11 protein-coding genes are annotated in these 13,042 nt (G+C 38.4%); 5 read left to right on the top strand and 6 right to left on the bottom strand.

Features of this window, described 5'->3' with window-relative positions; genetic code table 11:
• Positions 1-74 precede the first annotated feature (74 nt).
• From AC1M9J_RS07210 to AC1M9J_RS07200, 3 genes are all read left to right on the top strand, one after another.
• On the top strand, positions 75-1,085 hold the full coding sequence (locus AC1M9J_RS07210; protein WP_481952091.1) for an MBL fold metallo-hydrolase: 1,011 nt from the start codon (positions 75-77) through the stop codon (positions 1,083-1,085).
• Between the two features lie 42 nt (positions 1,086-1,127).
• Positions 1,128-2,189, top strand: a complete 1,062-nt coding sequence (gene dinB, locus AC1M9J_RS07205) for a DNA polymerase IV (RefSeq protein ID WP_481952090.1) — start codon at positions 1,128-1,130, stop codon at positions 2,187-2,189.
• A 364-nt stretch (positions 2,190-2,553) separates the two neighbouring features.
• Complete coding sequence (locus tag AC1M9J_RS07200; RefSeq protein ID WP_481591509.1) at positions 2,554-2,907, top strand: RidA family protein; 354 nt, start codon at positions 2,554-2,556, stop codon at positions 2,905-2,907.
• A 44-nt stretch (positions 2,908-2,951) separates the two neighbouring features.
• On the opposite strand, the gene AC1M9J_RS07195 is transcribed toward AC1M9J_RS07200, so the two are convergent.
• Together AC1M9J_RS07195 and AC1M9J_RS07190 are read right to left on the bottom strand one after the other, a co-directional pair.
• The gene (locus tag AC1M9J_RS07195) at positions 2,952-3,497 is read right to left on the bottom strand and encodes a DUF2726 domain-containing protein (RefSeq protein WP_092767397.1); all 546 of its coding nucleotides are present in this window, start codon (positions 3,495-3,497) and stop codon (positions 2,952-2,954) included.
• 428 nt (positions 3,498-3,925) lie between these two features.
• Positions 3,926-6,322 (bottom strand): YgiQ family radical SAM protein, encoded by a 2,397-nt coding sequence (locus AC1M9J_RS07190; RefSeq protein WP_035268131.1) that lies wholly within the window; start codon positions 6,320-6,322, stop codon positions 3,926-3,928.
• A gap of 326 nt (positions 6,323-6,648) precedes the next feature.
• Here AC1M9J_RS07190 and AC1M9J_RS07185 point away from each other — a divergent pair, with 326 nt between their 5' ends.
• The gene (locus AC1M9J_RS07185; RefSeq protein WP_481613078.1) at positions 6,649-7,674 is read left to right on the top strand and encodes an alpha/beta hydrolase; all 1,026 of its coding nucleotides are present in this window, start codon (positions 6,649-6,651) and stop codon (positions 7,672-7,674) included.
• 489 nt (positions 7,675-8,163) lie between these two features.
• Positions 8,164-8,706, top strand: a complete 543-nt coding sequence (locus tag AC1M9J_RS07180; protein ID WP_481597428.1) for a type 1 glutamine amidotransferase domain-containing protein — start codon at positions 8,164-8,166, stop codon at positions 8,704-8,706.
• A gap of 40 nt (positions 8,707-8,746) precedes the next feature.
• On the opposite strand, the gene AC1M9J_RS07175 is transcribed toward AC1M9J_RS07180, so the two are convergent.
• From AC1M9J_RS07175 to AC1M9J_RS07160, 4 genes are all read right to left on the bottom strand, one after another.
• Positions 8,747-9,058, bottom strand: coding sequence for an ankyrin repeat domain-containing protein (locus tag AC1M9J_RS07175; protein ID WP_481952089.1), 312 nt, complete (start codon positions 9,056-9,058; stop codon positions 8,747-8,749).
• Positions 9,059-9,088: 30 nt separating this feature from the next.
• The gene (locus AC1M9J_RS07170) at positions 9,089-9,721 is read right to left on the bottom strand and encodes a hypothetical protein (RefSeq protein ID WP_213032612.1); all 633 of its coding nucleotides are present in this window, start codon (positions 9,719-9,721) and stop codon (positions 9,089-9,091) included.
• A gap of 65 nt (positions 9,722-9,786) precedes the next feature.
• Entirely contained in the window at positions 9,787-11,136 is a 1,350-nt protein-coding gene (locus AC1M9J_RS07165) for an aromatic acid/H+ symport family MFS transporter (protein ID WP_092767403.1), read from the bottom strand.
• 372 nt (positions 11,137-11,508) lie between these two features.
• The gene (locus AC1M9J_RS07160; protein WP_481952088.1) at positions 11,509-12,759 is read right to left on the bottom strand and encodes an esterase-like activity of phytase family protein; all 1,251 of its coding nucleotides are present in this window, start codon (positions 12,757-12,759) and stop codon (positions 11,509-11,511) included.
• Positions 12,760-13,042 lie beyond the last annotated feature (283 nt).

Genomic DNA, 13,042 nt, shown 5'->3' with positions numbered 1-13,042 from the left:
CTAAAGAGATCTAACTAAAAAATAGAGTGCAACTGGGCTCAAGCAAGCGAGTTACGTTTTATAAGGATGACTTGATGTCGCTTAAAAAAGGGATTTTAACGGTGATTGGTCTTTTGGCTGTCACGCTCATGGCTGCGTTTTTTTATTTATGGCAACCATCAGGAAAGCTCTCCGAATTTAATCAATGGAAGGCTAAAATAGACCAACCCGTCAGTGAACAAAAATTAAATGTTCGCTTTTTTGGCGTTTCCACATTGCTATTTGATGATGGTAATTCACAAATTCTAATTGATGGTTTTTTTAGTCGACCATCTCTCATGAACATTGCTTTACAACGCCTCTCCAGTGATCAAGCACTGCTTCACAATATGATTCAGGACCATGAGCTTAAACGCCTCAAAGCCATATTGGTGACCCACAGTCACTATGATCATGCTTTGGATATCTCAGTGCTCGGAAGTTCACTCCCAAAAACTCACATCATTGGTTCGTTGAGTACACTAAATATAGCACGAGGCGGCAAAGTGCCTGAGCATCAATTGAAACTGGCAGTGCCTTTTCAAGCACTACAATTGGGTGCATTTCGTATTACGCCTATTCCCTCACAACATACGCCACCTACAGCAGTGAACAATGATTTAGGTGAAGAGATTCTGCATCCACTGCCTCAGCCAGCACGTTTTTATGAGTTTAAAGAAGGCGGTAGCTTTGACTACTTGATTGAGCACAATAATCACAAAATTTTAGTTAAAGCCAGCACAGGTGCGCTTCCTAATCAATTTCAAAAGTTAAATGTAGATGTCTTGTTTTTAGGAATTGCTCAGCTTTCAAAACAATCACCCGAGTTTCAACAACAGTATCTCGCTGAAACCATTGATCAGTTACAACCGAAAGAAGTCATTCCAATTCATTGGGACAATTTCTTTAAACCACTTTCACAGCCTTTAGAGTTTCTACCACGAATAGCAGATCATTCTCCGAAAAGCTTACAACTCGTGATTGATCATGCACAGCATCAAGGTCGAAAGGTGACTTTACTGACGGAGTCTTACGCATACCCAATAATCAGCTCAACGATGCCTTAATTATGGGTTAAAATTAAGGCATCTCATGATTGATTGAACATTTTGCGAAAGATAATTCATATCGATATGGATGCTTTTTACGCTTCTGTGGAGCTTAGAGAGCGTCCAGAATTACAACACTTACCTGTGGTCATTGCATCTCATCACCCACGAGCCGTCGTTGCAGCAGCATCATACCCAGCTCGTGAGTATGGCTTACGTTCGGCCATGTCGATGACACAAGCCAAAAAACTTTGCCCACAAGTGATCGTCATTGAGCCAAATTTTTCTAAATACCAACATGTGTCAGCCCAAATTCATGAGATATTTCAAAAATATACCAGCATCATCGAACCCTTATCGCTGGATGAAGCATATCTGGATGTCACTGAAAATTTACAGCAGATCCCAAGCGCTACTGAAGTTGCGATGCATATTCGTGATGAAATATTTCAGCTTACTGGATTGACCGCCTCAGCAGGCGTTGCACCAAATAAGTTTTTAGCCAAAATTGCATCTGATTGGAATAAACCGAATGGCATTTGTGTGATCAAACCCAATCAGGTGCAACAGTTCATCTATGATCTTCCACTCAAAAAAATCCCCGGTGTAGGTAAGGTCACACAGGAAAAATTAAAAGCTTTGCAACTCGAAACACTTGGGGATTTACAGCAGGTCGAAGAAAACTTTCTCACTCATCATTTCGGAAAATATGGCAAACAATTATTTCTCTATGCTCAAGGGATCGATGAGCGACCTGTTCAAAGCGAACGCCAAAGACAGCAAATTTCTAAAGAAACCACGTTTGATGAAGATCTTTTTTTAAACCAATGTGATCAATTTTGGACTTCACTGCTTTCTCGTGTTTGGCAAAATCTTCAAAACAAGGAAATGATCGCTAGAGGTATCAGCGTCAAACTCAAACTTAAAAATTTTCAAGTTTTACAACACTCTAAAAGCTTTAAACAACCTTTCAATCACATAGAGGATTTGCAACTGGCACTCAAATTATTGTTAATGGAAATGAATATTCCTGATGAATATCAGTTTAGACTCATTGGTGTTGGGGTGTATCAACTTTCAGAAAAACAACAAGACACGCAACTCAATTTATTCGGATTGTAAATTTCGTCTAGTTTTCATGCAAAAGAACAAAATTAAGTCAATTTTTTTCGCCTTTTTTTCCTTTTTAGAGTAATCTAATCGCGCAATACATTTACCCATGTGTCTGCTGAGATGTTGTTAGAAGACCTATATCTAACACATTTGTCCTGTGATTGGCGTGACAATCCATCCGAATATTACAGGGCACTCTAATCTGAATGGGTACAATGTCTTTTTCCTCCAAATATTTCTGATCTCCTCCCATAAAAATAAACTTTCAGAGATACAGCAATTAAACCGAATTCATAGTTCCACTTACCCTATACTTTCTAAATCCTATACGGCATTTCATAATCTATATTTATATCTATAAGGGATGAGCTTTATGTCTGTTCAACGTTTACACGTTCAAAAACGTTTTTCTGAGGTTGCTATTTTTGGTCACTTCGTTCATCTGGCAGGTCAGTTAGCAGAAGATACGTCTCTCGACATTCGTGGACAGTCACAACAAACCTTTGACATTATTGACCGTTTATTGGCTGAAGCAGGTACAGATAAAAGCCATATCATGTCTGTGACAATTTATCTAAAAGATATTGACAAAGATTATGCAGCATTCAATGAAGTTTGGGATGCATGGGTTTCTGATATTCAAGCTCTACCGCGTACATGCGTAGAGGCTAAACTGTATCATCCCGATGTTCTTGTTGAGCTAACGGTAATTGCCGCGAAACCTTGATAAAAAAAAGCATGCCTGAGCATGCTTTTTTATTTCAAAGATGATTAGCTAAATGCGCGAATATCTGCCAATCGCCCAGCACTATACTTTTCTAATTTATGCTCAATCACGGATTCATCTCCCCATTCAATTGGCATATCCTCAGTGTATTCATCCAAAAAATCACGTCTTAACTGCACATATTCTGGGACAGCATGGTAAGAGATCACTTTGTATCCCGCGGTTTCAAGTAATGCATTTTGAAACTGTAAAGTATGTCCACGTTTGAATGAAAATTTATCTTCTAAACTGACAATGGCAAGAACTTTACAATCCTTATTCATCACCACAAAATCAGCAAACATTGACTCATATTTACGGCGTGTACGCGGTAACTTTGTGGTCAGTAAGGCGTCAAAAGAGACATGTGCCAAAATATGCGCATTTGGCATGATTTCTTTAAGACGATTGAAAGTTACTTGCTGATAGGGGCTAAACACTGCTCTTTGACGGAGCATGCTATCAGAGGGTTGTTGATGCTTTAATCCTTTATAAGCAATGAACAACACCACAGCGAGTATGATCACACTCGCGATGATCATGATATCCATGACTAGTATCCTTATTTGAATTCTTATCGTTAATTTCTTTTTTAAACTACTTCAAAAAACACAACTTTTATTATTGTTTCATTATGCTGATGTTATACATCGCATAGTCCAAGTGAAAAGCGCTTCAGACCAAGCTTATATTAAACATGTTCTGCACTTATTGGCTATAGTTTAAAACATGAACCACATCACACTATTACATAATTGTTGGACAATGATGAAAATTTCATTTGAAGATAATACAATATCACCTGAAATGAAAAACTCAAAACCTCACTAAACTACTAATTTAAATGATTATTTTAAAATAAAAAAGAGACTTACCCAAATCAAGCCCAATATTCCGATAAAATGAGCATCATCGAAAATATTGTATAGAAAATGTTCAAAAAAGGACGCCGCAGCGTCCTTTTGAAAGAAATTATCATTTATGCACGAGACTTGGGTTTGGATTTACCCTTAGGTTTCCCCTCGCCAAAAGGTTTTTTGCGATCTCCAGTCTCACGTGGTGGCAAACCAGTGTGCTGTGTCAAGATTTGGCCTTTCTTCGGACGATTATTTTGTCCTTGTGATTGACCACGATTAGCGGTTTGACCCGTACGTTTTTGTGAATCACCTGCAACAGTTGAATTTTTCTTACGTGCAGATTGATATTGACCATCCGTGCCCTGAGGCTGATACGTCGGAATCAAATGTTGCTTAGAATTACCAATTAAGTCCTGACGACCCATTTCTTTCAAAGCTTCACGCAGTAAAGGCCAGTTATTTGGATCATGGTAACGTAAGAAAGCTTTATGTAAACGGCGGCGTTTTTCACCTTTTACAATGTCGACATCTTCAGTATAACGTGCCACTTTCGCAAGCGGATTTTTACCGGTGTAGTACATGGTGGTCGCAGTTGCCATTGGTGATGGATAGAAGGTTTGTACTTGGTCAGCACGGAAACCATTCTTTTTCAACCAAATTGCAAGGTTCATCATGTCGTAATCGGTTGTACCCGGATGCGCCGCAATAAAGTAAGGAATAAGATATTGTTCCTTACCTGCTTCTTTACTAAAACGATCAAACATTTGCTTAAAGCGGTCATACGTCCCAATACCCGGCTTCATCATTTTATTGAGAGGGCCTTTTTCGGTATGTTCAGGTGCAATCTTTAAGTAGCCACCGACATGATGCGTGACTAATTCTTTGACATATTCAGGGTTCAATACTGCAAGGTCATAACGTAGACCCGAACCGATCAAAATCTTTTTAATACCTGGTAAAGCACGAGCTTTACGATATAACTGCGTAAGAGGTGCGTGATCAGTATGCAAGTTTTGACAAACACCTGGGAACACGCACGATGGCTTACGACAGTTCTTTTCAATTTCTGGATCTTTACATGCCAAACGATACATATTGGCTGTCGGACCACCTAAGTCCGAAATAATACCTGTAAAGCCTGGCGCCGTATCACGAATCTTTTCAACTTCACGTAAGATCGATTCTTCAGAACGGTTTTGAATAATTCGACCTTCATGCTCCGTAATCGAACAGAAGGTACAACCACCAAAACAACCACGCATGATGTTCACGGAGAATTTGATCATGTCAAACGCTGGGAAACGCGCATCTCCATAAGATGGATGTGGTAGACGTGCATAAGGCAAGTCGAACACATAATCCATTTCTTCTGTGGTTAGTGGGATTGGCGGTGGATTAATCCAGACATCACGCTCACCATGCTTCTGCACGAGTGCGCGCGCATTCCCTGGATTGGTTTCTAGATGCAAAATACGGTTTGCATGGGCATATAGCACTGGATCATTGGCAACTTCTTCAAAAGAAGGCAGACGAATCACAGCCAATTCACGTGGTGGCAATTTATGTTTAATCGCCTTAGATGATGGCTGTAACTGCACGATTTGCGTATCTGCATCCAAATTGTCGCCTTCACGAACAATCGGATTGCTAACCACTTCTTTTTGGAAATTCTGATACTGCGTTAAGCTGTTGCCTTTGTCTTTCTCAATTTCACAGCCATCAATATCTTCGGTCATCACATATGGATTGATGATTGGATCAACACGGCCTATGGTATCGACATCATTTGATGCGATCTCAACAAATTTAGCTTTCGCTGCACGGTTATGCTTATTAATAATAAATGCAGTACCACGAACATCAGTAATGTCTGTAATTTTTTCGCCTTTGGCTAGACGGTGCATCACTTCAATGATTGAGCGTTCACCATTACCATACATCAATAGATCTGCTTTTGAATCCATTAAAATAGAACGACGAACTTTGTCAGACCAATAGTCATAATGCGCAATACGACGTAATGAGCCTTCGATACCGCCTAGCAGAACAGGAACATCAGGGAACGCTTCACGACAACGTTGACAATAGACTGTTGCTGCACGGTCAGGACGTTTATTCGGTTGGTTATCTGGAGAATAAGCATCATCTGAACGGATCTTACGGTCAGCCGTATAACGGTTGATCATAGAGTCCATGTTACCTGCCGATACGCCCCAAGCAATATTTGGTTTACCAAGTACACGGAATGCTTCAACATTCGTCCAGTCTGGTTGGGCAATAATACCAACACGGAAACCTTGCGCTTCAAGCACACGGCCAATGATACCGGTTACAAATGATGGATGATCGATATAAGCATCACCACAAACAAAAATAAAGTCACAACTATCCCAACCGAGTTGGTCCATTTCCTCGCGTGACATCGGCAAAAAAGGCGCGGGTTCAAAACAAGACGCCCAATATTTGTCGTAATCAAACAACGCTTTTGGCGCAGTCTGAGCGGTATAAGCAGTAGACATGGCTAGCAATTCTCGGCTGGCAGATGGAAGATCAAAAATTAGATCAAAGATGAAAGCCGATCATTTTACCATGAATTCAACTCAACTTGCTTGATTAAAAAACAATCAAATACAACTGCTTAAATTTTCTATTCATCACTGATGACCTAAGACCTAGTTGTGTACACTTAACATACAACCAAATCTAAACAAAAAATAATATGCATTTAATTTCAGTAACTTGAGCTTAGCAATTGACTCGATTCCTTTACGACTGATGATTTGGGTAATAAACAAAGTTGCTTTTCATTTTTATAGTGTTTGAAAAAAACGAAAGGCGTTTAATCGTGCTCAAAATAATACTCACAACCGTTGCCACCATGATGGCTTTATTAATTTCCAATTTGGCTTGGACTCAAACTAAAATTCCACAGTCTTACCAGCAACAAGCAGCTTGGCAACAATTACAACAAAGACTCCCTTCGAAGTTTCGTATCAATGACCAAAACAAACCACATGAGTACTACTGGAGTTGGAATGATTACCGTGTACATGTCGATGCTTATCCCAATACTAAAGCGCCAGCCAAAGTCATTTTATTACATGGCGTAGGTACAAATGGTCGTCAGATGAGTTTAATTCTTGGGCGTCCACTTGCCCAAAAAGGGTATGAAACCTTCGCATTGGATTTACCCGGTTATGGTCTGACACAATATCCTTCAAAAAAAGAAATTCGTTATGATCATTGGGTGAAATTGGTCAATGATTTTGTGAACGAACAAGCGCAAAAAGATGATCGTCCTATTTTCCTTTATGGACTCTCAGCAGGTGGAATGCTCACGCTACATGTGGCCATGCAGAATCAACATGTCGATGGCATCATCGGAATGACGTTTCTCGATCAAGAATTTAAAGACGTTCAAAAAGGAACTATGCGTTTTAGTGCTCTAAGCCCTATTCTTTTGCCAAGTATGAAAGCAGTAGCGCATACCCCTTTGAAGCAAATCACCTTACCTATGTCCTTGGTTTCAAAGATGTCAAAACTCACCAATGACCCTGAAGCCTTACGCATCATGTTGGCAGACAAAACATCTGCAGGTAATAGCATGAGCGTTGAATTTTTAAACAGCTATATGCATTACCAAAAACCATATCCTTTGACTCAGTTTAATCAAGCACCTGTGTTACTGACTCAACCTGAACAGGATCAATGGACTCCTTTAAAATTGAGCCAACCTGTTTTGAAACAGTTGAAAGTACCTTATCGTGTGATGAGTTTACAAAATGGCGGGCACTACCCTGTTGAGCAACCTGCATTAGATCAGCTGGTAAAATACAGTGATCAATTCATTCGTGAAAATTTACAACGCTAAATTGATCTATTGAACGATAAATGAATCACTTAGATTGTTTTGTAAGCATTTTCCTACAATCATCTCTTCCATTGTCGGCTATGCATATCAACGACACTGCACTATTCTTAAACCATCAGGAAACAGGAAGTTTCCCAAACAAAAAACAACAATAATAAGTTTGAGCATCAGGACGTGAGGTACGACAGGAGTTATACCTAAAAGCAGCCGATACGAAGAAAAGCCCATCAGGAAGATGGGCTTTTCTTTTTCTTAGACGTAGAATTTTTTAAGCACACTACACGTTGTCACGCTTGTAAAACAATTATTCATCATGCTTTTTCGCTTTCACAACACTTTCATGCATTCCATTTGTTAGTTTTAAAGTGTGTCACGCAACAACTCTGACTGTAATTTCCAAAGTGCAAGCAACTTATGCTGTTCCTACAATACGGAATAGCCTAGTGCAAACGGCTTGCATACAAAATTTTAAAGATTGAGGATGTGAACATGGCAAAAGCTTTATTTATTACTGCAAATTTTGGTGTTGAAAAAGATGAATTAATCAAACCCTTAGCATTTTTAAAATCAAAAGGGATTGAAACCTATCATGCTGCTGAAGAAAAGAAATCTGTTCAGACTGTGGTTGGGGATCAAGAGCCTTCTGATCAAGTTCAACCTGATTTAAGCTTCGATGAAGTCATCGCAAATGACTATGACATCCTGATTATTCCTGGGGGAACGGTGAATGCGGATAACTTGCGAATTCATCCACAGGTTCAAAAATTGATTCAAATTTTTGCTGACCATCAAAAACCAATCGCAGCTATTTGTCATGCGCCTTGGACATTAATTGATGCGCAACGTATCAAAGATAAAAATCTGACGTCTTATAAGTCAGTAAAAATTGATTTAGAAAATGCAGGCGGTAAATGGGTTGATGAAGAGGTGCATCGTTGTAATACTGGCGGCTGGCCGCTCATTACATCTCGTTGTCCTGATGATATTCCTGCATTTAATGAAGCCATTTATAAAGAATTGACGCAGTCTTAAACGATTAAAACCCCTTTTTAGGGGTTTTATTTTACATGTTTTACAGACTTTTTAAATAATCTACAATGTCTTGCTCGCCTGCCATTTCAGCGAGTTCTAAAGCAGTAAATTGACCTTTGTAAGCAACATTTGCACCTTTTGCGACTAGCAGTTGTACTACATCTAAGTACCCATTCTCTGCGGCTGCTTGAAGTGCGCTATAACCTTCATCATCAATTTGGTTTACATCAGCTCCGTTGTTTAAAGCTGTTTCAACTTCTGTGATTTCGCCTAATGAAGCCCAATAGATGATTTCAGGAAGATGAAGTTCGCTATCATCGTCAGGGATTGGGGAGAATGAGTTAAGTTTCATGTCTTGTTCCATAATGAAAAATTCGTTTTTTCATTTAGTTTGAGTAGATAAATATAAGTCTTTCATTTCTGCTGAATCAGACATAAACCATTCTATCATTTCCCAATTATCTAATTCAGTCGAAGCATTACCCATGCTTTTTCTAATTGCCAATAACATTTCAGATAACAAAGAAATCCAGACTGATGTTTGGACTAACACATGCTCAGGGGAATTATCTTTCATCTTGTTATAAGAATAAGCATGCTGCATCAAGGCATTGTAAGCACGAATTACCGAATCATCAGCAACTAATGAAAGCTTAAAAGCAATTTTACGATAGTCTACACTCAGCATTCTTCCGATACTTAATTGATCCTTAGTCTTTCCCTTATATTTTGGATCTGAATTAAAGATAGCATCACTTGTGAACATAATGATGAACGGCTCTAATAATAAATTATATGTTTCAATTCTATCTACATGTAATTTATCTTCTAACTCTTTAATGCGTTCTAAATTTTTTAATTCTAAATCTGTATTTTTTTCGACATTATTTTTTATATGCCATCCAACGCCAGTTAATGCTAAAACTAGCAAAGGTGTTAATGTATTACTTAAAGCCACAACATAATCTATCCAATCTTTTTCCATATCAATGATAATAATTTTAAATATTATCATTATATTAGCTCCTGCTACTTTAATAAAAAAGCCCCCTTACGGAGGCTTTTAAATCATTCAATTATTTAAGCTTTGGCAATACTTGGCTGACTTGAACCAATCTTTTCAGATTCACTTTCATTCATAATCAGAGCCACTGCAATTGCGGTAATCAACACAGGTAAACCTACTGCCATAAAGTTAAAATGCGCTGGTAAGTTCATCCCTAATAAGCCACCAATCAAGATTGGACCAACAATTGCTCCCATACGACCAATCGCAGATGACCAGCCAATCCCTGTTGAACGAACTGCCAATGGATAGTACTGAGCTACGTAGCTGTATAACAACATCTGTGAACCAATCGATGCAGCACCTGCCAAGAACACCAAGATGTAAAGTAACAGCATATTCGACTGGAAGCCCATTAAGCTCATCACAATCGCACCCATTAAACCCAAGAACATCAATACAGGTTTTAAATGGTAACGGTCTGCCAAGATACCACCGCCAACGATCCCCACTACCGCTCCAACATTCATGACCATCATGAACATTAAGCTATTATCCATTGAGTAGCCCGCAGCCATCATCAATTTCGGTAACCAGCTGCTGAGTGCGTACATGGTTAATAAGCATGTAAAGAATGCAACCCAGAACAACAATGTATTTACAGCGCGACCGCGACGGAACAAGCTGACAACAGTTGCCGATTCAGGCTCATCTACTTGATCAAGCTCGAAAGTTGTATCTTTCTCAACTTTTACTTTAGGTTCAATCTTCGCCACAATTTGACGAGCTTCTTCCTGACGATTTTCTTTTACGATGAAAGTTAAAGACTCAGGTAAGAATTTCCAAATAATTGGAAGTAAAAGTAATGGAATACCTGCGATAAAGAACATGATTTCCCAACCAAAACTTGGTGTAAACCATGAACCTAATAATGCAGCCATCACACCACCTACCGCATAACCACTAAACATAGTAGTTACCAAGGTGCTACGCATTTTTTGAGGTGCATATTCTGAGGTCAAAGCCACAAGGTTTGGCATAACACCACCAATCCCTAAACCTGCCAAGAAACGCAAAATACCGAACTCAGTTGGATTGGATGCAAAACCACCCGCAAAGGTTAATCCACTGAATAAAATAATACAGATCATAATGACTTTTTTACGGCCAATCTTATCTGCTAAAGAACCAAAAATCATTGCGCCAAACATCATCCCTGCAAGTGCAGTACTTGCGAGCATGCCTGCTTGAACAGCACTTAAACCCCATTCATCCATCAATAATGGTAAAACTACGCCATTAATTGCTAAGTCATAACCATCAAACAGGATAATGAGTAAACACCAAGCGACAACATTGAAGTGAAATGGTGTGAATTTAGCATGGTCAATAATTTTATTGACGTTCATTGCTTGCTGTGACATTCCTCACCTCCTGTGAGAGATCGTATTTCAATAATCTTTAAGCACGATCCAACCAACTTTGAATTTAATTGTTGTGAGCCACGCATCAAAATTGTGTGCTTAAAGTCTGTGAGGTAAATTTCACATAATTCTGTGTTAATAAAAATTGAACGTTAGTCTAAAATCCAATCAAAATTAGGCTTTTTATCTAAATATCGCATTAGACCAAAGTTTGTTTGACTTACGAAAATCAGTGTTTCCATCATTTTATTGGTGAGTAATGATGATATCTCGCTCAAATACGAATTTATTAAATTACTTATTTCATTATGATATTTTTCACTTAATTTAATAAAAAACCTCATAGATCAAAATCCATGAGGTCTCGAACAATTAATATAACTTTTTGTCTAATTTAATCTGAATAATTTCATTATCATCTGCAAGTTTTGCATTACGTCCACTCGAACCAGGGAAATTATTGTCATTCAACACTGTGATTAAATCAGGTCCTTCAATCACAATATCTTCAATGGTAAAGAATGGAAAACCGAAACGCTCACCCGTCATAATATCGCCCTCACGTGGCGTACCATATAATAGATTTGGATTCGCAATATCCATTAAATTGACCAAGTCAGTCTTATTAACCAACTGCTTCGGTTCATTCAGTTGTATGCGAACTAATTTCTTGAAACCACCAGTATTATTTTCAGAATCATCGCGCTCAATCACAACACCTTCATTTTGACTAAATAACTGGAAATCACCAATTGCTGTTGCTTTAGGGTCGAGCTCAAAATAGTAATGGTCATTTGTATATGCTTTTTTAGCAATATCAAATTTTGAAATTAATAAATGTCTTTGCACATTCTTGCTTAATGGTTTTTCCAGCATTGGATATAAATATTGACCATCTGGAGAAATAGCCATGCCTTCAAATCCACCACTTCTTTGCACGAGCGCATTTTCTATTTCAGCCGCACTTTGATGAAGTTGATTTTGTGGAGATCGAAGCTCCTCTCCTTCTTTTTCAGGATGAGGCAATGCAATCGGAGCACTCTTTAAAACACCATCAGCACTAAAATGCAGTAAAAATGGACCGAATTCATCTCCTATCCAAATATCGCCATTTTTATCACGCTGTATAGATTCCGGATCAAAATCAGCACCTGTTAAAAGGCGTTCTGGCGTACTCTCATTGACAATTTTGAACGGTACTAACTTATTCGGATCACGAAGCTGTATATGAGACAGTACTTTAACGTTATTTGAGTTGGTCTTAGCAGTTCTAAAATCTACTGAAATATTATAAAGACGTAATAGGTAGTCTGCTGAGTTATCTTGTGCCCCAAATCCATTATCAGACATTACAAGATACGTTCCATCAGCATTTTTTAATGCCCCAGAAAATCCTTGAACTGGCTGACCTTTAAATGGTGGATAAATACCATTTGCACCTTTAACATAAAGTCCCGAATCTGGTCCATCGGCATAGGTAGCTACATCAAGCTTTGCAAATGAAACAAGTGTAGGTTCCTTTATCTGAATTTGTTGATCTGAGGTGATCTTATCATCAGAATCATTACAACCGCTAAGGGCTAAAAATGACAATAGTACTGTGCTTAAAAGTGTCTTGTTCATAAATCCATATGTATCACTTAATTAAGGACTCATGATTAAACGGCATGATGGTGTCATTCCTCTGACAGATCAATGAAGATTTGATGAAGGCTTTTATTATTAGTTCCTCACTATATAAAAATCTTTATCAGTGAGTTCTAAAATACATTTCCCTTTATATTTGTATTTATATCTTTATTTCAATTTATATATATAAAAAAACACCCCCTTCTATTGAAGGGGGTGTTTAGAATAATGAGCTGGCGATGACTTACTCTCACATGGGTAACCCCACACTACCATC

This window comes from Acinetobacter sp. ANC_7588, assembly GCF_056783995.1.
Note: the sequence above shows the minus strand (reverse complement) of the source record. Positions and strands in the feature narration are given on the sequence as shown.